Below are 23,020 nucleotides of genomic sequence, written 5' to 3'. Positions count from 1 at the left end.
CCGATGGCCAGGTTTGAACGCGCGGCGCTGCTCAAGAGGTTTCGCGACATGGCAAGGCGCGGCGAGCCGATCGTCGGCGGCGGCGCCGGCACCGGGCTGTCAGCCAAATGCGAGGAAGCCGGCGGCGTCGACCTCATCGTCATCTACAATTCCGGCCGCTACCGCATGGCAGGCCGCGGCTCGCTCGCCGGCCTGATGGCGTATGGCGATGCCAATGCCATCGTGCTGGAAATGGCGAACGAAGTACTTCCCGTGGTCGGCCAGACCCCGGTGCTTGCGGGCGTCAACGGCACCGATCCGTTCCGCGACATGGACGTCTTTCTCGACCAGCTCAAGGCGCTCGGCTTTGCGGGCGTCCAGAACTTTCCGACCGTCGGCCTGATCGATGGCACCTTCCGCGCCAATCTCGAAGAGACCGGCATGTCCTATGCGCTCGAGATCGACATGATCGCCAGGGCGCACGACAAGGACATGCTGACCACGCCCTACGTGTTCAGCGAAAAGGAAGCCGCGGCGATGGCGATCGCTGGCGCCGACATCATCGTCTGCCACATGGGCCTGACCACCGGCGGCACGATCGGTGCGCAGACCGCGCCGAAGCTCAAGGACTGCCCGGCGCGGATCGACACCTGGGCCACCGCCGCGCTCAGCGTCAATCCGGACATCCTGGTGCTGGCGCATGGCGGCCCGATCGCCGATCCCACTGATGCCGATTTCATCATGAAGAACACCCGCCATTGCCACGGCTTCTACGGGGCGTCCTCGATGGAGCGGCTCCCGGTGGAGCGGGCGCTGACTGAACAGGTACGGCAATTCAAGGCGATCGGCGCGCGATAACGCCTGATTGGTTCGAGGGAGGGAAAGATGTCAGGGATGTTGGTCGGTGAATTGATCCTCTGGCTGATCGTCGCGATCATCGTGATCGTGGTTGGCGTTTATATCGTGAACTGGCTGTACCACCGCTCCTCCAAGGAGATCTCGTTCGTCCGTACCGGCTTTCTCGGCGAACGCGTGGTGATCAATGGCGGCGCCTTCGTGCTGCCCTTCATCCACGACTACACGCCCGTCAACATGAACGTGCTGCCGATGGGCATCGTGCGTTCGAAGCAGGATGCGGTGATCACCCGCGACCGCATGCGCGTTGACATCGAGGCCGACTTCTACGTCCGCGTGCAGCCGACCCGGGAGGCCGTCTCGATCGCCGCGGCGACGCTCGGCCGCCGCACCATGGAGCCGGAGCAGCTGCACACGCTGCTCGCCGGCAAGTTCATCTCGGCGATCCGCTCGGTCGCCTCCGAGATGACCATGGAGGAGATGCACGAGCGGCGCGGCGACTACGTCGCGAGGGTCAAGACTAATGCGGCCGAGGCGCTCGCGCAGAACGGCCTCGAGCTGGAATCGGTCGCGATCACGGATCTTGACCAGACCGATCTGGAGTTCTTCAACCCCTCGAACCGCTTCGACGCCGAAGGCTTGACGCGCCTGATGGAGGACATCGAGGCCAAGCGGAAGCTGCGCAACGACATCGAGCAGGATTCGATGATCAAGATCCGCTCCCGCAACCTCGAAGCCGAGCGACAGGCGCTGGAGATCGAGCGCGAGAGCGAGACCGCGCGCCTGGAGCAGGAACGCGACATCGAGATGCGCCGCGCGCTTCAACGCACGGAAGTCGCGCGCGAGCGGGCGCTGCGCGAGACCGAGGCCGAACAGGCGCAGATCTCCGCCCGCGAGGCCATCGAGCGCGCCCGCATCGCCAATGAGCAGGCGATCGCGGAGGCCCGCATCGCCTCCGAGCGCGAGACCCGCCAGAAGGAGATCGAGCGGACCCGCACCATCGAGGAAAAGGAGCTGCTGGCGCGCGAGGAGATCGAGAAGACAAGGATCGCCAACCAGCGCTCGATCGACACCACCCGCATCGCCTCGGAACGCGAAGTCCGTCAGCGCGAGATCGAGCGGATGCGCACGGTCGAGGAAGCCGAGATTGCCGCCCGTGAAGCCATCGAGAAGGCCCGTATCCAGCAGGACCGCGTCGTCACCGACGCCCGCATCGCCAATGAAGAGGAGACGCGCCGCCGCGAGATCGAGCGGACCCGCGCCGTGGACGAAGCCGAAATCGCGGCACGCGAGGCCACCGAAAAGGCCCGCATCGCCCAGACGCTGATCGTCAATGTCGAACGCATCTCCTCCGACGAGCGGACCCGCGCGCTGGAGATCCAGCAGGTGCGGACCATCCAGGAGGCCGAGATCGAGGCCCAGCGCGCGGTCGAGGCCGCCCGCATCGCCCGGGAGCGGACGCTGGCCGCCGAGCGCATCGCCGCCGAGCAGAACACACGGCAGCTGGAGATCGAGCGCAACCAGGCCCTCGACGTCGCCGGCATCGCCGCCCGCGAGACCACGGAGGCGACGCGCATCGCGCAGGAAGAGCGCGTGCGCTCGCTGGAGATCGCCCGCAACCGCGCCGTCGAGGAGGCCGACATCGCCTCGCGCGAAGCGATCGAGGCGGCCCGCATCGCTCAGGAAAAGGCGGTTGCGGCCGAGCGCATCCAGGCCGAACGCGAGACGCGCGCGCTGGAGATCGAGCGCACCGGCATTCTCGAGGCCGCCGAGCTGAAGCGGCGCGATGCCGTCGAGCGGCAGCGCATCAATGTCGATCTGGCGCTCGAGGCCGAGCGCATCAACTCCTCCAAGAAGCGCGAGGTGCTCAACATCGAGCAGAAGAAGGCGATCGAGATTGCCGACGAGGACCGGGTCATCGCGCTGTCGACCAAGAAGTCCGAGCGGATCGACGCCGACCGCCAGGTGCGCCAGGCCGAGATCGTCGCCCGCAAGGAGGTCGAGACCACCGACGTCTCGCGCGAGCAGGCGCTGGAAGCCGCCCGCATCGAGCGGCGCCGTGCCATCGAGCAGCTCGAAGTCGCCCGCGTGCAGTCGCTGCAGGAGGCCGAAATCGCCGCGCGCGAGGAGGTTGAACGCGCCCGCATCGCCTCCGACCGCGGTCTCGACGAAGCCCGTATCGGCCGTGAGCGCGAGCTGCGCAAGCTCGAGGTTATCAGAGAGAAGGACGTCGAGACGGTGCTGATGGAGAAGGCCATCGCCATCCATCAGAAGTCGCTGGAGGAGTCCGCGGCGCGCGCTGCCGCCGAGGAGGCGCGGATGCGGGCGACCGAAGCTGCCGAGCGCGTCGTCACCGCCCGCGAGAGCGAGATCGCCAGGCGGCGCAAGACCGTCGAGGTGCTGCTGGCAGAGAAACAGGCGGAAGAGACCCGCATCGCGGCCGAGGCCGAGCGTGTCCGCGCCGCCGTCGAGGCGGAGGCGCAACGCATGCTGAACGAGGCCGAGAACGTGCTGACCGACCAGGCGCGCTACTCGCTGTTCCGCAGAAAACTGCTCGACCGCATCGAGGGCATCGTGCGCGAGAGCGTCAAGCCGATGGAGAAGATCGAGGGCATCCGCATCCTCCAGGTCGACGGCCTCAACGGCAACGGCCACGCAAATGGCAATGGCGGCCGCAGCGCCACCGACGAGGTGATCGACTCGGCGCTGCGCTACCGCGTCCAGGCGCCGCTGATCGACTCAATCCTGTCCGACATCGGCGTCGAAGGCGGGAGTCTCGCAAAGATGCCGGGGCTGATCCGCGAGGCGCGCGACATGCAGGGCATCAAGGAGGCCGCACGAAAGAGCGGCGGAGGTGCTGGCGGTGGCGGCGACAAGGCCGCGGCTTCTCCGCCTGCGCCCGAGAGCGGCGAGCCGTCGGCCGAGCGCGGGCCGCGGAAGAAGAGCTGAGGTCTTGAGCGATGGCCCGCGTCTACGTCTCCACCGTCGTCAACGCCCGCAACGACCGCGTCTGGGCGCGGGTACGCGATTTCAACGGCCTGCCGAACTGGCATCCGGCCATCGCCGAAAGCCGGATCGAGGGCGGCGAGCCCTCGGACAAAATCGGCTGCGTCCGGGATTTCCGGCTGCGCAATGGCGACCGCATCCGCGAAAAGCTGCTAGGCCTCTCCGACTACGACATGTTCTGCACCTATTCGATCCTGGAATCGCCGATGGGCGTCGAGAATTACGTCGCCACCCTGCGGCTGACGCCCGTCACCGACGGCGACCAGACCTTTGTGGAATGGACCGCCGAATTCGACTGCGCGCCGGAACGGGAGACCGAGCTCGTCAACAATATCGGCGGCGGCGTGTTCCAGGGCGGCTTCGACGCGCTGAAGCGCGTGTTCGGAGGCTAGCCGTGCCGCATATCGTCAAGAGCACGATCTTGAACGCACCGACCGAGGCGGTGTGGGACGTGCTGCGCGATTTCAACGGGCACGACCGCTGGCACCCGGCGGTTGCGACCTCCGCGATCGAACGCGCGCAATCCGCCGACAAGATCGGCTGCGTCAGGCGATTCAAGCTGAAGGATGGCGCCGAGTTGCGCGAGCAATTGCTGGCGCTGTCGGACCTCGAGCAAAGCTTCAGCTACTGCCTGCTCGATACCCCGATCCCGATGTTCAACTACGTCGCCCATGTCCGCCTGCTACCGGTAACCGATGGCGACCGCACCTTCTGGCACTGGGAGTCACGCTTCACGACCAAGCCCGAGGACCGCGACCGCATCACCCACATGCTCGCCGAAGACATTTACCAGGCCGGGTTCGATGCAATCCGCCGGCATCTGAAGGAGGCCGCCTAGATGGCCGTGACCGTAAAGACTTTTGCGAGCGCCAGCGACGCAGCCGGAGCGCTGTCCTCCGATCGTAGCGCGCGTTATCTCGGCGGCGGCACGCTGGTGATGCGGGCGCTGAACGAGGGGGACGTCTCGATCTCGACCGTCGTTCGCACGCAGGACCAGGCGCTCACCCGCATCGACGCCTCCGGCCCGCGCGTCACGCTGGGCGCTGGCGTCACCTTCGCGCGCGTCCTCGCCGATCGAGAGCTTGCGTTCCTGCACGCCCCTGCCCGCTCGATCGGCGGCCCGGCGGTGCGCAATATGGGCACCGTCGGCGGCAATCTCTTTGCGCCAAATCCCTACGGCGATTTCACCGTCGCGCTGCTGGCGCTTGACGCCACCGTGGCCGTCGCCGGCGGCTTTGGTTCGCGTGACATCCCGATCGAGGAGTTCCTGCAGGGGCGCGAGCGCCAGGCCGGGACGTTGGTGCTGTCTGTATCCTGCACGCGGCCGGCCAGCAGCGAGGCGTTCCGCTATCGCAAGATCGCGCGCATCAAGCCGAAGGGCGGCTCGGTGATCACGCTCGCGGCGCATCTGCCGGTCAGCGGCGGACGGGTCGCGGGTGCGCGGATTGCGTTGGGCTCGATGGCGCCGACGCAAATCCGCGCTCGCGCCGCCGAGCGCGCACTGGAGGGCCGCTCGCTGGATGCGGCGACCATCGCGGCTGCAGCGTCGGCGGCTACGGAAGGAACCTTGCCATCCGACAACGCGCTCGGCAGCGCCTGGTATCGCCGCGAGATCGTCGGCGTGCATTTGCGGCGCCTGCTGTCGGGACAGGAATAGCTCGCCATGACAAAAATCCCCCTGCAATTTCGTCACAACGGCCGCAACGTCGCGATCTTCGTCGACGGTGGCACCAACCTGCTGGTCGCGCTGCGCGAATTGATCGGCGACATGACGCCGAAATTCGGCTGCGGCCAGGGTGGCTGCGGCACCTGCAGCGTGCTCGTCGATGGCGAGCTTCACCTCTCCTGCCTGACGCTCGCCGAGACGGTCGCGGGCCGCTCGGTCGAGACGCTCGACGGCATGAAGCAGGGCCCGAACCTGCATCCGCTGCAACGCGCCTTCGCCGACAACTTTGCCGCCCAATGCGGCTATTGCACGCCGGGCATGCTGATGGCCGCAAAAGCGCTGCTCGACCGCAATCCCGCCCCGAGCCGGACCGACGTGATCGAGGCGATCTCCGGCAACATCTGCCGTTGCACCGGCTACGAGCCGATCATCAATGCCATCCTCGCCGCCGCGGGCGGCCGGGCCAGCGCCTGAGGTCAGACCATGCTGGAACTGCGCAAGGACATCTTCGCCGACGAGCGCGACGATAATCTGAAGGAAATCGGCAAGGGCACGCAGCGACAGGACATGCTCGGCCACATCACGGGCACGTCCAGCTATTTCAATGATCATAACCTTCAGGGCATGCTGCACCTGAAGGTCGTTCGTTCGACCCAGGCCCATGCAAGGCTGCGCCGCATCGATACCACCGAGGCCGAGCGCTCGCCCGGCGTGCGCCGGATCATCCGCGGCGCGGACGTGCCACGCAACCTCAACACGCTGCTCAGTCTGATCAACTTCGGCAGGGACGATGAGCCGTCGCTGGCCGTCGACAAGGTGCGCTACAAGGGCGAGCCGATCCTCGCCATCGTCGCGGACAGCGAGCGCGAGGCGTTCGAGGCGATCGCAAAGGTCAAGATCGACTACGAGCCGCTGCCGACCGTGTTCGACGTCGAGGATGCGCTCAAGCCCGGCGCGCCCGTGGTCAACGAGACCTATCCGAAGAACGCCTTCATCTATCACGACGTCTACGACCACCAGCGCCTGCGCTTTGGCGATGCCGACGCCGCGCTCGCGACTGCCGACCACGTGCTCGAGCAGCGCTACCAGATGTCGCCGATCGAGCACGCGCCGACCGAGACCAACGGCGCGATCGCCGCACCCGACACCAACGGCCGCTACGTCGTCTACACCTCGACGCAGGCACTGTTCTTCTCGGTCGACACCTGCGCCAAGATCCTGGACGTGCCCTCCAACACCTTCCACTTCATCGGCGGCACCGTCGGCGGCGGCTTCGGCGGCAAGGTCGATACCTTGACCGAGCCGCTCGCCATCCTCGGCGCCATGCTGACGGGGCGCCCCGTCCGTTACATGTTCGGCCGCGAGGAGGAGATGCAATACGGCCCGCCGCGCGGCGCCGAGCGCATCTACATCAAGGACGGCGTGATGCGCGACGGCCGCATCGTCGCGCGCAAGATTCGCGCCTATTTCGACAGCGGCGCCTATACGCGGCTGTCGAGCTATGCCGCGGTGAAATGCGCCGCCCACCTGCCGGGACCCTACACCATCCCGAACGTCTATGGGGACGTCTATTGCGTCTTCACCAACCGCACGCCGGCGACCGCCATGCGCGGCTTCGGCGTCACGGCGATGGATTTTGCCATCGAATGCCAGATGGACAAGCTGGCAAATCTCGTCGGCATGGACCCGATGGAGTTCCGGATTCTCAACGCCTATCGCGACGGTGACATGAAAGCGCACCGGCGCGAGGCCAAAAACACGGCTCTGATCGAGTGCGTCCAGGTTGCGGCCGAGAAGGCCAAATGGCCGATCCGCGACGAGTTCAAGCGCGCCTCCTCGCGCAAGGACGGCGGCGGCAGCCGCGCTGTGATCCCGCCGACACCGACGGATTCGCGGGCGCGACCGGCTGCGCCAGCGCAGCAGCGCACCAGCTATGACCGCGCGCCGATGACGACGACGTGGGAGCCGCCGCGCGAGCCGCCGCCGCCGGCACCGCCACCTCCCCCGCCGCGCCCCGCCGCGCCGTCGCACGGTGCCACCCGCTTCTCCTCCGTGTTCGGCACCAGGAGGCGCTAAATGACCAGGCATCGCGGACGCGGCATGGCGTCGATCAATTATCCCATCGGCATGAATCTCGGCGGCGATCCGAGCCAGGCGCTGGTGCACTCCAACCCGAGCGGGAAGTTCACCGTGGCGCTGTCATCGATCGACCTCGGCCAGGGCATGAAATCGGTGACGCGCCAGATCTGCGCGGAGACGCTGGGCGTGCCGGTCGAGGACGTCTATGTCGACACCGCCGATTCCGACACCGGCCCCCACTGCATGGGCTCGTTCGCCTCGCGCGGCACCCACCGTGTCGGCAACGCCGTGATGGCCGCCGCCCGGGAGGCGCGCGGCGTGATGATGGAGGCGGCAGCCGAAGAGCTCGAGGTCAACGTCGCCGACCTCGAGACCGACGGGCGCGGCAACATCCACGTCAAGGGCGCACCGCACCGTTCGATCTCGACCAAGGACGTCGCCATCGCCGCGCAGTTCAAGCAGGGCAAGACCATCTCCGGCCGGGGCATCTTCCTGGTGCCGCTGTCGGACGTCGATCCGGAGACTGGCGAGATGTCGCCGGCGACCTGCTATGCCCATGCCTGCCTCGTCGCTGAGGTCGAGGTCGATGATGAGACCGGCGAGGTCGCGATGGTCCGCATGGATTCCGCCTATGAGCTCGGCCGCGCGCTCAATCCGCGGCTTGTCGAGCAGCAGCTCGTCGGCGGAGCCTGGATGGGCGTCAGCCACGCACTCTACGAGACGCCCGAGCCGTACTATCCAGACCCCGTCCACGGGCCTCGCGACTTCGTCGAATATCTGATGCCTGGACCCGGTGATATCTGCCCGCACGATATTGCCGTGCTCGAGCGTCCCGCCCCCGATGGTCCGTTCGGGGGAAAAGGCCCTGGCGAGATGTGCGCCAATCCGGTGCTGCCGGCGGTGGCCAATGCGATCTTCAACGCCGTCGGCGTGCGGATCGACGATCTGCCGATCACGCCGGAAAAGGTGCTGCGCGCAATCAAGGCGCAAGGCGGCGCGCGGCCGCAGGCGCGGCGCTAGAGGATCGGCCGTGGCGGTTCGCAGCAACATCGTCGGCATCGACAGCCCCGAGGCGCTGGAGAAAGCGTTGCGGGCAGCCTATTACCTGGCCGACGAGGGCCTCGCGACCGCCGCCTATCTCGGCCTTGCGCTGGGCAAGCCGCTGCTGCTGGAAGGCGCGCCCGGTGTCGGCAAGACGGAAGCCGCCAAAGCCATCGCCGCCGTGCTCGGCCGCCGTCTGATCCGCCTGCAATGCTATGAGGGCATCGACGCCTCTGCCGCGCTCTATGAGTGGAACTATCCGCGCCAGATGCTGGCGATCCGCCAGGCCGGCGATGAGAGCATCGACATCTATGGCGAGACGTTCCTGATCGAGCGGCCGATGTTGGCCGCGCTGCGCGCGCCTGATTCCACCGTGCTCCTGATCGACGAAATCGACCGCGCCGACCAGGAGTTCGAGGCCTTCCTGCTCGAATTCCTCTCCGACTTCCAGATCTCGATTCCCGAGCGCGGCACGGTCCGCGCCGCCGAGCGCCCCGTGGTCGTGCTCACCTCGAACCGGACCCGCGATCTGCACGAAGCTTTGCGCCGCCGCTGCGTCTATCACTGGATCGACTATCCCAGCGCCGAGCGGGAGGCGCGCATCATCATGATGCGCGCATCCAGCGTCGCCGAAGCCACCGCCCGCGCCGTGGTCGCGGCCGTCGAGAGATTGCGGCGCGAACCGCTGAGCAAGGCGCCCGGCATCGCCGAAGCCGTCGACTGGGCCGAGGCCGCAACCCTCCTCAACAAGGGCGGCGCGCGCTGGCCTGATGCGTTCAAGCGCTCGATCGGGGTGGCGCTGAAGGACGAAGAGGACCTGCACTTCATCGCGCCGCGGCTCGATGCCATGCTCGCGGAGGCGACCGCATGAGCCTTGAGCCGCAGCTTCCGCGCGCTGCCCGCATCTTTGTTTCCTTTGTCGCGCTGCTGCGCGCCGACGGCTTCGCCGTTGCGCCGGAGCAGACCACCGCCTTCCTCGCCGCGATCGCGCTGCTCGGACCGCGCAAGCTCGAGGACATCAGGCAATCTGCGCTCGCCACCCTCGCCCCTCCACCAGAGCGCCGCGCCACTTTCGACCGGCTGTTCGACCTTCATTTCCGCGGCAGCGAGGCGATCGAGCACGCCGAAGACGGCGAGGACGACGAGACCGTCCGTCTGCAGGAGGAAGGTCGCGGCGACGAGGAGCCCCTGCTCGCTGACGACGCCAACGAGTCCGGCCTGACTGCATCGCGCAGCGAGGCGTTGGTCGAGCGCCGCTTCGCGCAGCTCTCCACGACCGACGCCCTCCGGCGCCTGGCACGCGAAGCCCCGCGGCGCCTGCCGCGGCGGCGCGGGCACCGCCGCATGCGGGCGCGCCGCGGTCCCTTCGCCGACCTCCGCCGTACCTTGCGCGACAGCGTCCGCAGCGACGGCGAGATCCTGCGCCTCGGCCACATGAAGCGGCGGCAGCGCCCGCGCAAGGTCCTGCTGCTGATCGACGTCTCGGGCTCGATGAAGAGCCGCACCGAGGAGAATATGAAGCTTGCGCATGCGCTGGTGCAGGCCGCGCCTAACGTCGAGGTCTTCACTTTCGGTACGCGGCTGACCCGTGTCACCCGCGCGCTGCGGCTGAAACGCCGCGAGCAGGCGCTGAGCGCCGCGGCACATCTGGTCAGCGACTGGGACGGCGGTACCCGGATCGGCGACGCGCTGCAAGCGTTCCTCGCGGTCCCGCGGTTCGGCGGGTACGCCCGCGGCGCCGCCGTGGTCGTCCTGTCCGACGGGCTCGAGCGCGGCGCACCGGACGCCCTTCGCGACGCGGTCGCGAAACTGTCGCGACGCGCGTGGCGCCTGAGCTGGCTGACGCCGCTCGCGACAGGCGCCGCATTCCGTCCGCAGACCGAAGCGCTGGTCGCGATCGAACGCTTCGTCGACGATCTCGTGGATGGCGGATCGAGCGCCTCGATCGTCGCCCATGTCCTGGCACTGGGAAGGAGAGCTGCGTGAGCGGTATCGTCGACGGCCATCATCACATCTGGCGGCAGGCCGATCTGCCCTGGCTGACCGGCCCCATGCAGCCGCGCATCTTCGGACCGTACGAGCCGATCCGGCGCGATTATCCGATCCAGGAGTATTTGGACGATCTCAAGGACAGCGGCGTCACCCGTTCCGTCTATGTGCAGACCAATTGGGCGCCTGAGCATTTCGAGGAGGAGGCCGCCTGGGTGCAGCGCACGGCCGACGAGCACGGCTGGCCGCACGCCATCGTCGCCTACGCCAATTTCGCGGCCGACGACGTCCGCCCACAGCTCGACCGCCTCAAGCGTTATCCGCTGCTGCGCGGGGTGCGCATGCAGCTGCACTGGCACGAGAACCCGCTCTATCGCTTCGCGGCGCGTTCGGACCTCTGCGCTGATCCCGTGATCCGTCGCAACGTCGCGCGTCTTTCCGATTACGGCTGGAGTTTTGACCTGCAGGTCTTCACGCCGCAGATGCCGGATGCGGCGCAGCTGGCCGAAGCCTGCCCCGGCGTGACCTTCATCCTCCAGCACGCCGGCATGCTCGAGGATCTCTCCCCGGCGGGATGGACGGCCTGGCGCGCCGGGATGGCCCGGCTCGCGGCCTGTCCGAACGTGGTCTCGAAACTGTCCGGGCTCGGCACCTTCATCCACCGCAACGATCCCGCGCATATCGCCGCCGTGCTCACTGATACCGTCGCGATCTTCGGCGCCGAGCGCTGCCTGTTCGGCTCCAATTTTCCGATCGAAAAATTGTGGACTACTTATCGCGAGCTCGTCGCCGCCTTTCGCGCCGCCGCCGCCCCGTTCAGTGCGGAGCAGCAGGACGCGATCTTCAGGACGACGGCGACGCGCGTCTATCGGCTTTGACGGACAAGAAACGAGACAGGAGGGAAACGGATGGCGCTGGAGATCAAGATCCTGGACTACGGCGATATCGAGCTGGAATCGAGCTTCCTGGTGCTCGGCCGCGACTGCGGCCGCACCCGCCGCGTCCTCACCCTCGGCTTCCTGATCCTCGGCGGCCCCTATCCCGTCGTGGTGGACACCGGCTATCGCTCCAATCAGATCATGGAGACGCTGGGTATGCGCGGGCTCCAGTATCATGAGCACATGATCGAGAACCAGCTCGCGCGCCACGGCGTGCGCATGGGCGACGTCCGCTTCGTCTGCCACACCCATTTGCACATCGACCACGCCGGCAAGGACGATCTGTTCCCGATGAACACGACAGTCGTGCTCAACCGCAAGGAGCTCGAATATTCCGTCTCCGGGCTGATGCATCCGCAATATCCGGCGCCCGACATCAAGCACCTGATCGACCGCCTGCACACCAAGAGCGCGCTGCGCTTCCTGGACCTCGAGATCACCGGCCCGATCGAGCTGATGCCGGGCGTTTATTGCGACGCCGCCAACGCGCACACCGAAGGCTCCATGAATATCATCGTCCACACCGCCGACGGCATCGCGACCATCTGCGGCGACGTGATCTATGATTTCAACGATCAGATCGTCACGCCTTTTCATGAAATCCACGATTGGGAGCCGCGCACCACGGGCAATCACGGCACCACAAAGCGCGCGGAGAAGGCGGCGATCAAGAAGCTGCTCAGCAATTCGCGCTACCTGCTCCCGGTGCACGACCGGCCCGCCAAGATCGAAGGCGGCAATGTCGTAGGGCGGCTGCATGATCAGGTGCCCGGCCCGGTCGTGCAATCTCTCCCCCAGCGCAATTGGTTCCCGGCCTGATATGATCTGAGGGATCGAGCCATGACGCACGTGACCTTGCGAAGCGAGTTCGAGATCCTGATCGACCCCTATGCGCCGGTCGCCCAGATCGGCACCGGCTTCGACTTCACGGAAGGGCCGATCTGGCATCCGATCGACCATTACCTGCTGTTCTCGGACATGCCGGCCGACGTGCGGCGGCGCTGGGATGCGCGGCGCGGCATCGTGGAGGTCAAACGCCCCTCGAACAAATGCAACGGCATGACCTACGATGCCGAGCTCAATCTGATCGTCTGCGAGCACGCGACCTCGTCGCTGGTCCGGGAACGCCCGGACGGACGGCGCGAGGTGCTGGCCTCTCATTTTGGCGGCCAGGAGCTCAACAGCCCGAACGACGTCTGCGTGCACTCATCCGGCGCGATCTATTTCTCCGATCCCTGGTATGGTCGCATGCCCGTCTATGGTGTCGAACGGCCGCGCCAGCTCGGTTTCCAGGGCGTCTACCGCCTCGTGCCCGGCGGCGAGCCGAAGCTCGTGGTCGAGCGCAACTTGTTCGACCAGCCGAACGGGCTGTGCTTCTCGCCGGACGAGAAGCTGCTCTATGTCAACGACACCGTGCAGGCCCTGATCCGCGTGTTCGACGTCAACAGCGACGGCTCGCTGTCCAATGCGCGCGTGTTTGCGAGCGGCATCAAGTCCGAGCTCGAGCCCGGTTTGCCCGACGGCATGAAGTGCGATCAGCACGGCAATGTCTGGGTCACCGCTCCCGGCGGTGTCTGGGTCTATTCGCCGCGCGGGGAACTGCTCGGCAAGGTCCGCGTGCCCGAGCTCGTCGCCAACCTAGCCTGGGGCGGGCCGGATTTTCGCACACTTTATCTCACCTCGACGCATTCAGTGTACGCGATCCCGACCAAGGTCGGCCCTCGGCATGAGCCCTATATGAGCGGCAGGCGCGCTGGTGGCGGAACAAGCCCGAGCTCATCGCCAGCCGCGCCTATTCTGACCGAGGGCGAGATGCGGCTCGATCCGCAACGCTGCGCCATGATCATCCAGGATCTGCAGAACGACGTCATCATGGACGGCGGCGCCTTCTCCGATTCGGGGGCGCCGGGGCACGCCAAGCAGCAGCGTGTCGTGGAGAATGTGCGACGTCTCGCCGAAGCCGCACGCGCCCGCGGCGTCACCATCATCCACGTCTGGTTCGTGGTCGAGCCCGGCGCGCCCGGCGTCACGCTCAACGCTCCGTTGTTCGAAGGGCTCGTCGACAGCAAGGCGATGGTGCGTGGCAGCTGGGGCGCGGCACCCGTGTCCGGCCTCGAGCCGCGGCCCGGCGATTTCGTCGTCGAGAAGATGCGGATGAGCGCCTGGGAGGGCACGCGGCTGGAGACGATCCTCAAAGCGACCGGCCGCGACATGATCATCAATACCGGCGCCTGGACCAACATGTCGGTCGAGCACACGGCGCGGACCGGCGCCGACAAGGGCTATTTCATGATCGTGCCCGAGGATTGCTGCTCGACCATGAATGCCGACTGGCACAACGCCTCGATCAACTTCGCCATGCAGAACGTCGCCGTCGTGACCAGGGCCGATACCGTGATCAGAGCGCTGGGATGAGTTGTGGCAAAGCTCCTGCACTTGTCCTGCTCGCCGCGCGCCGAGTCCGAATCGACAGCCGGCGCGCGCGTTTTCCTCGACGGCTTCCGCCAGGCCCGGCCGGATTGGGACATCGATGTCGTGGACATCTGGCGTGAGCGGATGCCGGAGTTCATCGGTCCGATCGTCGAGGCCAAATATGCGCGCATGAAGGCTCAGGCCTTCACGGACGCGCAGCGCGACAGCTTTGCCGAGGCCGAGCGAATGGCGCTGCGCTTCTCCCTCGCCGATCGCGTGCTGATCTCGACGCCGATGTGGAACTTCGGCCTTCCCTACAAGCTCAAGCAGTGGTTCGACATCATCGTCCAGCCCGGCCTCACCTTTCGGTTCGATCCGTCGCAGGGATATCTCCCGCTGCTCAAGGACCGGCCGACGCTGGTGATCATCGCCAGCGGCAGCGATTTTGCCACCGGCATGAACCGCGGCCGCATCGACATGGCAACGCCCTACTTGCGGGAAATCCTGCGCTTCATCGGAATCAGCAATGTCCGCTTCGTGCTGATCGGTCCAACCACCGGCCCGCAGCAGCCGATCGATGCAGCCCGCGAAAGGGCCCGTCAAAGCCTCGCTGCAATGGCCGCGACCTTCTAGAGACCCGGTGTTTTCAAAGGTAAATTCTGGAACGATGATTGAAGCTGCCGTGCGGCGGCCCTAAAGTGCGATGCGATGTGGATAAATCGTCATCGCGCTTCAGGTTATTGTTTGAGCATGATCCTTTCGGAAAACCGCTACACACTTTTCCGATCATGCTCGAGCGATGTCTGTCGGTGCCGGGACCCGAGCTGCGTGCTGTCCTGCCTTCGAGCCGCTCGCGAATGTCGCGCAGCAGACGCCTGAGACCGTCATCGGCAGCCATGCCGTCGGGCGGGGCGATGGTGGTGATGCCCCAGTTCGCGAGCACGGCCTCCTGCACCGGATTGCGCTGCGCGACGAACACGAAGGATCGCGGCCGGTCCTGGCTGTGCCCGGACTCGTCCCAGATCTGCCAGATCCGGTGCAGCAGCAGCCGGATGTTGGGATCGGACATGCTGTATCCGATGAACAGCAGCGTGCTTCCCAGCGCATCGGCGCGAAAGCGGATATCGAGCGGGGAATTGAAGGCGAGCCGGTTGAGAAAGTCGGTCTCGGTCAGAACCAGCGAAGCATCGTCGTCGAAGTCGCCGTGGAATTTGATGATGTGGGTGACACCGGCACGAGCGCTCGCGATCTCCTTCGCGTTGCTGATCTTCGCAAAAGGCTTGTTCAGCACGTCGAACGCGGTTTCGAGGTTGCGGTCGTAATTGGTGGTGTAAATGACCGGAAAATCCAGCTCGACGATCATCCGGTGCAGCTCTGAAGCGGCGATCTTCTCGGGATCGACACGCCAGTTGCGGTCGAGCCAGCTGCGCAGCGGGCCGATTCCGCCGCGCTTGATCCGATAATATTCGGCGAGCATCTGATAGCCACCGTGCATTCCGTCGATGACATCGCGTTCGAGGCCGAGATCGTCCAAGAGATGATCGATCAGGGACTGCCAGGACGGCAAGCCGACCGCCATCGAAACACCGGCGCCCACGAACAGGACCGCGCGGCGTCGCTCGATCGCTGCTGCCAGGATTTCGTGAGGCGGCCGCTCCTCCGATATGAGGCCTGTCGTTTGTTGGTCCATCACGCTTGAATGATCGGACGCGCGGCGGGTTCCTAATCCCGGGACCCCCCTCACCGCCAGGGCCATCGCACTGGAACGAGCTGATCCTGCTCGGGTTGCCCTATCGGCACCGCGCAAGTCCCGGGAGGGAACACATGCCAAAGGCGACTGAACCTGAAAACGATCCGCGAGAGACTCCGCTTGACGATCCGCGCCGGCAGACGGACATGCCGACGCACCGGCAGACGAACAAGCCCTGGCGAGGCAATCCCGAGAAAGACCAGATCGATCCGAAACGGCCGCCGGTGGATCTGGAACGTTGGCAGAAATCGAAGACGCACTAGGCGGCGGCCGCCGGCTTGGCGTCAGATCCGGTCGAGATCATGAATGACGGGCCGCAGCGGCCCGCCGGGATCGCGCTCCAGCGTTGCGAGCGTAACCGGCAGCTTGAAGCGTCGCTTCCCTGCGCTGCCCGGATTCAGATAAAGCACGCCATTGATGGTTTCGATCCGCGCGCGGTGGGAATGTCCTGAGACCACGACATCGATCCCGAGCTCGGCAGGATCGATCGTCAGCTCGTTGAGGTCGTGCAGGACGTAGAAGCTGAGGCCGCCGAGGCGTAGTGTTTGCCTTTCAGGAAAGCGTTCAGCCCACGCGCCCCGGTCGATATTTCCCCTGATGGCGGTGACGGGCGCGATGCGGCAAAGCCCGTCCATCACCGCTTGGGCGCCGATGTCGCCGGCGTGGATGATGTGCGAGACGCCGGCGAGGCAGCGCTCCACCTCGGGCCTCAGCAGTCCATGGGTGTCGGCGATCACGCCAATCCTGAACATCATGTTCAGATCACGACTTCAGTGCAATACATCCAGCGGCAACCGGCCGATTTCCTCACCCTCCTCGTTCCTGACGAGGATCGAGAAGTGACGGCCCTTGAGCTCGGGACGCTCCTCGAGCAGGCGCCGCGCAATCTCTTCGGCAACATCCAGAGCCTTGATGTCATCACGCAAATCGGCACCTCCTTCATCGGCCACGGTTTCAGAATCCACCAAATCAAAATGATAGCGCGGCAATGTCTGGTCCTCGGTGTTCCTGCAGGAACGCGCAGTCTCGAGGCTTCGTTCCGGCGCGGGAGCCATCTGCGGTCCCGCGGGCGGCATCGCCGCCGACCCTCGGCGCGAGATTGCGATGGACTTACGCGTGGCGCCGCCGCGTCCGCGCGCGGGGCGACGAACGGCCGGCCCTCGATGCGGCGAACGCCAGGCCGGCAGCGATGCCGAGCACCACGAGCCCCTTGCTGAGCACAGCGGCCGGCGGAATCTGCTTGCGCACCAGCCAGCCGCCGTCGACGGACGTGCCTTGGGGACCCGCTTCGAGCAGGGTGCCTTCATTCCTTGCGGCAGGCCGCGCGCGCGACAGCAGCCAGCGAAAAGCTGCTCCGATGACATTCTCGGTGATCTCAGGGGCAATCGCATAGGCGAGTTGCCCGGCGCGCGCCGGCCACCCGACGGCCACCTCGTCACGAGGCGCGCAGACGAGGCTGACGAAGGTCTGGGCCACGTCCTCGGATTGATACAGCAGCGGACCAGGATCGAGCCTTCGTCCGGAGGTGTTGGCGCCGTGGACGAAGCCCGGCGTATCGACCATGGACGGGAAGACGCCGCAGACATGAATGTCGGGACGAGCACGGAGCTCCTGACGCAAGCTTGCGGTGAAGCCGCGCAGGCCGAACTTGCTGGCGGTGTAGGCCGCGGCAAAGGGCGTCGGCGCCCAGCCGCCGAGCGAGATGTTGTTGATCAGGACACCGCGGTTCTGCCGGAGGAAGATCGGAAGCACCGCGAACGCACCATGCATGGTGCCGAGCAGATTGACCTCGATGGTGCGGCGATGAAGCGCGATGTCTGCGTCCTGATAGGCCCCGAACACGCCCGTGCCGGCGTTGTTGATCCAGACGTCGATGCCGCCGAAGGCCTCGTCCGCCGCACAGGCCAGACGCTGCACCGCCTCCGCATCAGTGACGTCGGTCGGCACGGCCAGAGCCCGGCCTCCGAGCGCCTCACACTCGGCAGCAAGGCGCGTCAAGACCTCGCCCCGGCGGGCCGCGAGGACAACGCTTGCGCCCCTGCGCGCAAAGGCAAGCGCGGCGGCACGGCCGATTCCACTGGAGGCGCCGGTGATGACGACGCGCGTGCCGACCATCTGCCCGTGCTCGCGTCCCGAGACGTCCGCGGGAAGCAGCCAGCGCAGGGACCGCCGCAGCCGCGCCGTTCCCTGCGTTTCGAACCAGTCGCCATGCGCAAAGATCACCCGCTCCGGAGCCAGCTTCACGAGCCGCTCGGCCGCAGCCCGGGCCGAACGGCCGCCGAGGCGCAGCAGCAGCCGCAGATAGACCGGGGCCTTCCCGTCCGGCTTGGCAATGCCGAGCAGGTTCGCCGCGGCCGCATTCGAGGCGCTGAGGTGGTGGGGATCGAGGTTCTGCACGAGATCGGTCAGAACCAGCGTCCGGCTCCGCCTGTCGAACAGCTCGACCTCCGAAAACATCGGAGCATTCACCGACACCGTTTCGAGGTCGGCGGCCCATTCCTCCGGCGTCGTGTCGCCAAGCTCCCGATCGATACGGATGCCAGCCGCCCGCACCTGCCGGCGCGCCGCAAGGCCGCGCGCGGCAAAGATCGCGGCCTGTGGCAGCTGCCTTTGCCATTCAGGCAGAAACATCCAGTGGGCGATGTTCGGCGCCAGCAGGTATCTGATCGTACCCAGCCGCTCCAGCTCCTGTCGCAGAGCGTGCGAATATCTCACCGGCGAATGCAGCACGAGGTCGCCATTCGACAGGCGGATCACGGTCATCCGTACAGGCAGTTGCAGGCCGGCGGCGGTGATCGGCTTGTCGTCCAGGATCCAGATATCGTCTGTCACCTGTGACAGGAAAGCGGCGTCTGAACTTTGCATGAGCGTCTGTTCCTTGCGAGGTCGGTGCTCCAAACCGCGTGCACGGCGCTCGTTCCTCATCAATGTCTTGGAAAGAACGTCTGGAAATCACATCGCCGCGGTCGCCTCACCTGCTTCGAGGCGCAACCGCAGCGCGTCGCGGACGTCGGCGACGACATCGCCCCAAGCGCCCGGCCGTCTTTGATGAAACAGCCGCAGGCTCGGATACCAGAACGAGCGCGCGCCGGATTGAGGCCAGCGCCAGTCGCAATCGGCATGCAGCAAGACCCAGGCCTCGCATCCGAGCGCGCCTGCAAGGTGCGCGACCATGGTATCGACACAGACGACGAGATCGAGCTGCCGCAGGCGATGGCCGAGAGCGACGATGTCCGGCGTGCTGACGTCTTGCGCCCCGATCGCCGCGAACTCCTCGGCGTTAGCGCCGCGCTGGATCGAATGGAGCGTCACGCCGGGTCCAGCGAGATTGCGCAGCAAGACAGCCGGAATCTCCCGCCGCTTGTCCCACTCACCGACTTTCCAGACCAGGCCGACGGCGAGACCCTGCTCTCGCCGAAGCGGCTGAACGGCAACAGGAGGCAGCGCCAGGTAGGGAACGCGCATCTCGACCTGATCGCGGCGCGCTCTGATGGCGTGCGGCACCTCCATGATCTCGATGTCGACCTCGAAAGCGATCTCGGGCGCACCATCATGCAACGGAAACGCGCGATCGACGCCGGCGGCGCCCTCGACCATCGGCAGTAGCCCGGGTTGACACCACAGGGTCACGCTGCGCGCAATCGCGCGAAGCGGCTTCATGAAGCGCAGGAACTGGATGGTGTCGCCGAGCCCGTGATAGCAGCGCACCAGCACGTGCTTATCCTTCAGGTCCTCGCCACGCCAGATCCGCTGGAGATGACGCGGGCCGGTGTGCTTGGGCGGATGGTCAGCCTCCAGCAAGTCACGATCGTTGATCTCCCAGGCGCGCGCGAAATCGCCCGCCCTGATCGCTTCCGCCCAGCCGCCCGCCATGTCGCGCGGTTGCTAGTGTCGCACGAACTTGTGGAAGCGACTGAGCTTGCCGTCCTTGGTTCGATCCTGATGCAGGAACGCAATGCCGGAATCATCGAACTTTTTGAAGAACTCGTCCCAGCTGATGCGATCCAGCGCTTCGTCCGGCGGATCGAAATCAATGCGGAGGATTCCGGCGTGGCCATCCTCCTCCGTCGCCTTCACGGTCGCCGGCTTCCCGCCGCGCTCTTCGGCCCATTTCCGGATGACATTGTGATCGGTGGTCTCGTGGGCTTCGCTGCTTTGCGCCTTGGACGTCATGTCACACCTCGTTGAGTAGCCGGGCGATGAGCCCCGCACCGCACCGAACCATTGACCGACAAACGCGGGCCGGATCGATTTGTTCTTCGCGAGTACGAAGCGTTCGCGCGAGGCGAGCATCATCTTCTTCATCTTCATCATCAAAGCCGTTGGTTCCGAGCTGGCGGTACGGGACTTTATCCCATGTTAAGCGCATCGCATTTTGTCGCGGTGAATCGGCCAAGGCGTGCCGCTCGCATCTCCTTTCCAGGAACGAACATACCTTCCACACGTTCGCCGACGTACTTACACCGACTCTTGCACCGACGCCGCGTGTTTCCGGAGGGCCTCAGTCCATGCATTCCCGTCTTCAAGACAGGCGCCGCGTGCGCGTCGGACTCGTCGGCGTCGGCAATTGCGCGAGCTCCTTCGTCCAGGGCCTCACCTACTACCGGAACGCCAAGTCGAACGAGCCGGTGCCGGGATTGATGCATGCGGACCTCGGCGGTTACCATATCAGCGACATCCAGATCGCTTCGGCATTCGACGTCAACGCCAGCAAGGTCGGCCGCGACGTCGCCGATGCGATCTTCGCCCCGCCCAACAACACGCACCGCTTCTCCGACGTCGCGCCGACAGGCGTGATCGTGCAGCGCGGTCCGGTCCTCGACGGCATCGGACATTATCTCACCGACGACGTTCCGATTGCGGAGGTGCCGGAGGCCGACGTGTCCGAAGTGCTGGCGATGTCCCGCACCGACGTCCTGGTCTCCTATCTTCCGGTCGGCTCGCAGCGCGCCAGCGAATGGTATGCGGCGCGCGCCATCGAGGCCGGCTGCGGTTACGTCAATTGCATTCCGGTCTTCATCGCCTCGAATCCGGAGTGGCGGCGCCGCTTCGAGGAGGCCGGCCTGCCGATCGTCGGCGACGACATCAAGAGCCAGGTCGGGGCCACCATCCTGCATCGCGTGCTCGCCAATCTGTTCCGCGAGCGCGGGGTGAGGCTCGACCGCACTTACCAGCTCAATGTCGGCGGCAACACCGATTTCAAGAACATGCTCGAACGGGAGCGGCTGGCCTCGAAGAAGATCTCCAAGACCCAGGCCGTGACCAGCCAGTTCGACGTCCCCATGGACCCCGACAACATCCATGTCGGACCGAGCGACCACGTGCCGTGGCTCACCGATCGCAAGCTCGCCTTCATCCGCCTGGAGGGAACGACGTTCGGCGGCGTTCCTTTAAGCGCCGAGGTGAAGCTCGAGGTCTGGGACTCCCCGAACTCGGCAGGCGTCGTGATCGACGCGGTGCGCTGTGCCAAGCTCGCCATGGACCGCGGCCAGGCCGGAGCGCTGACCGGCCCTTCGAGTTATTTCATGAAATCGCCGCCGCAGCAGTTCACCGACGAAGAGGCCGGACGGCGGACACGCGCCTTCATCGACGACAAGGCATTTGCGTGATGGCTGGGATCATCCATCTCGTCCGACACGGTCATCATGCCCTGCTCGGCCGCGTCCTGTGCGGCCGGATGAAGGGCGTCGAGCTCGACGATCTCGGCTGTGAGGAAATGGCGCGCTGTGCGGGCACGATCGCGCGGCGGCCGTCGCTCATTCAGTCCAGTCCGCAACGGCGCTGCATGCAGTCGGCCTGCATCCTCGCGGCGCATTTCAGGCTGCCGGTCGAGATCGTCGCCGCCCTCGACGAGCTCGATTATGGCGAATGGACCGGACGATCGTTCGACGAGCTGGCGCCGGATCCCCGATGGTCGCGCTGGAATGGGCGACGCGGCACGAGCCGCCCGCCCGGCGGCGAGAGCATGCGGTCGCTTCAGAACCGGGTGGTCGCTCATCTGGAGCAGCTGCGTGGCGACCGCAATCTCGACGCCGTGGTCGTCGTCAGCCACGCCGAGCCGATCCGCGCCGCGCTGCTGCACTATTCGCGCATGCCGCTCGACCAGTTTCTTTCGATCGAGATCGATCCTGCCAGCATCAGCACGCTCCGCGCCGACAGCCGCGGCATGAAGATCACCGGGATCAACCAGCGGGTGCCGGCGTGAAGATCGTCATCTTCGGCCTGACAATCTCCTCGTCCTGGGGCAACGGCCACGCCACCTTGTGGCGCGGCCTCTGCAAGCATCTCGCACGTTCCGGGCACAGCGTCGTCTTCTTCGAGCGCGACGTTCCCTATTATGCCGGTGCCCGCGATCTCTACGAATTGCCGGGCGGCGTGCTCCGCCTGTTCGCGAACTGGGACGATGTGCGGCAGGCGGCAAGCGCGGAGGTCCGTGAGGCCGACGTTGCGATCGTGACCTCCTATTGTCCCGATGCGATCGCCGCAACCGAGCTGATCCTCGCCGAGGGGCGTGCTGTTCCCGTGTTCTACGACCTCGATACGCCGGTCACGCTGGCAAAGCTCACCGCCGGCGAATCTGTCCCCTATATCGGCCCCCGCGGCCTGCGGGACTTCGCGCTGGTGCTCAGCTTTACCGGCGGGCCTCACGTTGCGGACGAATTCCGAAACAGGCTCGGGGCGAGAGAGACACGGCCGCTTTATGGGCATGTCGACACAGACATCCACCATCCGGTCACGCCGCAGCCGCATTATCGCGCCGACTTGTCCTATCTCGGCACCTACTCCGAAGACCGCCAGCGCCCGCTCGAGGCGCTCTTCGTCGCGCCCGCGCTGGCGCGCAAGGATCTCCGCTTCCTGATCGGCGGCGCGCAGTATCCGGACGATTTCCCGTGGTCGCCCAACATCTATTTCGTGCGGCACCTGCCGCCGTCAGAGCACGCGCCGTTCTTTGCCTCATCGCGGCTGACGCTCAACGTCACCCGCCGAGCCATGGCGGAGATGGGCTGGTGCCCATCCGGCCGGCTGTTCGAGGCCGCGGCCTGCGGAGTCCCGCTGCTGAGCGACGACTGGCCCGGAATAGCCGACTTCTTCACGCCGCGAGAGGAGATCCTGATCGCACGCGACGAGCACGACGCGCTCGCCGCGCTCGCGATGCCGGATGCCGAGCTCAGGCGCATGGCGCGGCGCGCCTATGACCGCACCATGGACCAGCACACATCCGACAAGCGCGCCCGCGAACTGATCTCGATGATCGAGCAGACGACGTCGAGCCGGGTCAGCCGGCAACAAATCGAGGAGGCCTGA

The 23,020-nt window shown here is 66.1% G+C and carries 23 protein-coding genes and 1 pseudogene; 18 read left to right on the top strand and 6 right to left on the bottom strand.

The genetic code is table 11. The features are described 5' to 3' along the window. Positions 1-3: 3 nt before the first annotated feature. From HZZ13_RS18890 to HZZ13_RS18825, 14 genes are read left to right on the top strand one after another with little or no spacing between them, the layout of a single operon-like run. Positions 4-837 carry a phosphoenolpyruvate hydrolase family protein gene (locus tag HZZ13_RS18890; RefSeq protein ID WP_197961032.1) on the top strand — a complete coding sequence of 278 codons (834 nt, stop codon included), beginning with the start codon at positions 4-6 and terminating at the stop codon, positions 835-837. A 27-nt stretch (positions 838-864) separates the two neighbouring features. Further along, the gene (locus HZZ13_RS18885) at positions 865-3,783 is read left to right on the top strand and encodes a flotillin family protein (RefSeq protein WP_197961031.1); all 2,919 of its coding nucleotides are present in this window, start codon (positions 865-867) and stop codon (positions 3,781-3,783) included. An 11-nt stretch (positions 3,784-3,794) separates the two neighbouring features. Then, the gene (locus HZZ13_RS18880; RefSeq protein ID WP_097659057.1) at positions 3,795-4,232 is read left to right on the top strand and encodes an SRPBCC family protein; all 438 of its coding nucleotides are present in this window, start codon (positions 3,795-3,797) and stop codon (positions 4,230-4,232) included. A 2-nt stretch (positions 4,233-4,234) separates the two neighbouring features. Then, positions 4,235-4,678 (top strand): SRPBCC family protein, encoded by a 444-nt coding sequence (locus HZZ13_RS18875; RefSeq protein WP_197961030.1) that lies wholly within the window; start codon positions 4,235-4,237, stop codon positions 4,676-4,678. Beyond that, the gene (locus tag HZZ13_RS18870) at positions 4,679-5,497 is read left to right on the top strand and encodes an FAD binding domain-containing protein (protein WP_197961029.1); all 819 of its coding nucleotides are present in this window, start codon (positions 4,679-4,681) and stop codon (positions 5,495-5,497) included. A gap of 6 nt (positions 5,498-5,503) precedes the next feature. Then, the gene (locus tag HZZ13_RS18865; RefSeq protein ID WP_197961028.1) at positions 5,504-5,980 is read left to right on the top strand and encodes a (2Fe-2S)-binding protein; all 477 of its coding nucleotides are present in this window, start codon (positions 5,504-5,506) and stop codon (positions 5,978-5,980) included. Positions 5,981-5,989: 9 nt separating this feature from the next. Further along, complete coding sequence (locus tag HZZ13_RS18860) at positions 5,990-7,582, top strand: xanthine dehydrogenase family protein molybdopterin-binding subunit (RefSeq protein WP_197961027.1); 1,593 nt, start codon at positions 5,990-5,992, stop codon at positions 7,580-7,582. Then, positions 7,583-8,605 (top strand): xanthine dehydrogenase family protein molybdopterin-binding subunit, encoded by a 1,023-nt coding sequence (locus HZZ13_RS18855; RefSeq protein WP_197961026.1) that lies wholly within the window; start codon positions 7,583-7,585, stop codon positions 8,603-8,605. A 10-nt stretch (positions 8,606-8,615) separates the two neighbouring features. Beyond that, positions 8,616-9,497, top strand: a complete 882-nt coding sequence (locus HZZ13_RS18850; RefSeq protein WP_172784497.1) for an AAA family ATPase — start codon at positions 8,616-8,618, stop codon at positions 9,495-9,497. Further along, positions 9,494-10,612 carry a vWA domain-containing protein gene (locus HZZ13_RS18845; protein WP_197961025.1) on the top strand — a complete coding sequence of 373 codons (1,119 nt, stop codon included), beginning with the start codon at positions 9,494-9,496 and terminating at the stop codon, positions 10,610-10,612. Before HZZ13_RS18850 ends, HZZ13_RS18845 begins: the two co-directional genes overlap by 4 nt. Further along, positions 10,609-11,493, top strand: a complete 885-nt coding sequence (locus tag HZZ13_RS18840) for an amidohydrolase family protein (RefSeq protein ID WP_197961024.1) — start codon at positions 10,609-10,611, stop codon at positions 11,491-11,493. The genes HZZ13_RS18845 and HZZ13_RS18840 overlap by 4 nt, the downstream gene beginning before the upstream one ends. A 30-nt stretch (positions 11,494-11,523) precedes the next feature. After that, positions 11,524-12,372, top strand: coding sequence for an MBL fold metallo-hydrolase (locus tag HZZ13_RS18835; RefSeq protein ID WP_197961023.1), 849 nt, complete (start codon positions 11,524-11,526; stop codon positions 12,370-12,372). 21 nt (positions 12,373-12,393) lie between these two features. Beyond that, positions 12,394-13,968: an isochorismatase family protein gene (locus HZZ13_RS18830; protein ID WP_197961022.1), complete on the top strand. Its 1,575-nt coding sequence runs from the start codon at positions 12,394-12,396 to the stop codon at positions 13,966-13,968. 3 nt (positions 13,969-13,971) lie between these two features. After that, a complete protein-coding gene (locus HZZ13_RS18825; protein WP_197961021.1) occupies positions 13,972-14,598 on the top strand; it encodes an FMN-dependent NADH-azoreductase in 627 nt (208 codons plus the stop codon). A gap of 205 nt (positions 14,599-14,803) precedes the next feature. On the opposite strand, the pseudogene HZZ13_RS18820 reads toward HZZ13_RS18825, so the two are convergent. Continuing rightward, positions 14,804-15,655, bottom strand: a pseudogene (locus HZZ13_RS18820) (SIR2 family NAD-dependent protein deacylase); the annotation flags it as partial. 134 nt (positions 15,656-15,789) lie between these two features. Between HZZ13_RS18820 and HZZ13_RS18815 the strand changes: the two are divergent. Next, entirely contained in the window at positions 15,790-15,978 is a 189-nt protein-coding gene (locus tag HZZ13_RS18815; RefSeq protein WP_197961020.1) for a hypothetical protein, read from the top strand. Between the two features lie 21 nt (positions 15,979-15,999). Here HZZ13_RS18815 and HZZ13_RS18810 read toward each other — a convergent pair whose 3' ends face one another. The 5 genes from HZZ13_RS18810 to HZZ13_RS18790 all read right to left on the bottom strand — a co-directional run bounded on the left by HZZ13_RS18810 (position 16,000) and on the right by HZZ13_RS18790 (position 19,888). Continuing rightward, the gene (locus HZZ13_RS18810) at positions 16,000-16,470 is read right to left on the bottom strand and encodes a metallophosphoesterase family protein (RefSeq protein ID WP_197961019.1); all 471 of its coding nucleotides are present in this window, start codon (positions 16,468-16,470) and stop codon (positions 16,000-16,002) included. A 15-nt stretch (positions 16,471-16,485) separates the two neighbouring features. Further along, positions 16,486-16,704, bottom strand: a complete 219-nt coding sequence (locus HZZ13_RS18805; protein ID WP_197961018.1) for a DUF6894 family protein — start codon at positions 16,702-16,704, stop codon at positions 16,486-16,488. Positions 16,705-16,825: 121 nt separating this feature from the next. After that, positions 16,826-18,580 (bottom strand): SDR family oxidoreductase, encoded by a 1,755-nt coding sequence (locus HZZ13_RS18800; RefSeq protein ID WP_197961017.1) that lies wholly within the window; start codon positions 18,578-18,580, stop codon positions 16,826-16,828. Positions 18,581-18,667: 87 nt separating this feature from the next. Then, positions 18,668-19,588 (bottom strand): glycosyltransferase family protein, encoded by a 921-nt coding sequence (locus HZZ13_RS18795; RefSeq protein ID WP_197961016.1) that lies wholly within the window; start codon positions 19,586-19,588, stop codon positions 18,668-18,670. 12 nt (positions 19,589-19,600) lie between these two features. Further along, a complete protein-coding gene (locus HZZ13_RS18790; protein WP_197961115.1) occupies positions 19,601-19,888 on the bottom strand; it encodes a hypothetical protein in 288 nt (95 codons plus the stop codon). A gap of 335 nt (positions 19,889-20,223) precedes the next feature. On the opposite strand from HZZ13_RS18790, the gene HZZ13_RS18785 reads away from it, so the two are divergent. From HZZ13_RS18785 to HZZ13_RS18775, 3 genes are read left to right on the top strand one after another with little or no spacing between them, the layout of a single operon-like run. Beyond that, the gene (locus HZZ13_RS18785) at positions 20,224-21,324 is read left to right on the top strand and encodes an inositol-3-phosphate synthase (RefSeq protein WP_197961015.1); all 1,101 of its coding nucleotides are present in this window, start codon (positions 20,224-20,226) and stop codon (positions 21,322-21,324) included. Then, positions 21,324-21,920 (top strand): histidine phosphatase family protein, encoded by a 597-nt coding sequence (locus tag HZZ13_RS18780; RefSeq protein WP_197961014.1) that lies wholly within the window; start codon positions 21,324-21,326, stop codon positions 21,918-21,920. The genes HZZ13_RS18785 and HZZ13_RS18780 overlap by 1 nt, the downstream gene beginning before the upstream one ends. After that, positions 21,917-23,020: a CgeB family protein gene (locus HZZ13_RS18775; RefSeq protein ID WP_197961013.1), complete on the top strand. Its 1,104-nt coding sequence runs from the start codon at positions 21,917-21,919 to the stop codon at positions 23,018-23,020. Before HZZ13_RS18780 ends, HZZ13_RS18775 begins: the two co-directional genes overlap by 4 nt.

This window comes from Bradyrhizobium agreste (assembly GCF_016031625.1).
Lineage (GTDB): Bacteria > Pseudomonadota > Alphaproteobacteria > Rhizobiales > Xanthobacteraceae > Bradyrhizobium > Bradyrhizobium agreste.
Note: the sequence above shows the minus strand (reverse complement) of the source record. Positions and strands in the feature narration are given on the sequence as shown.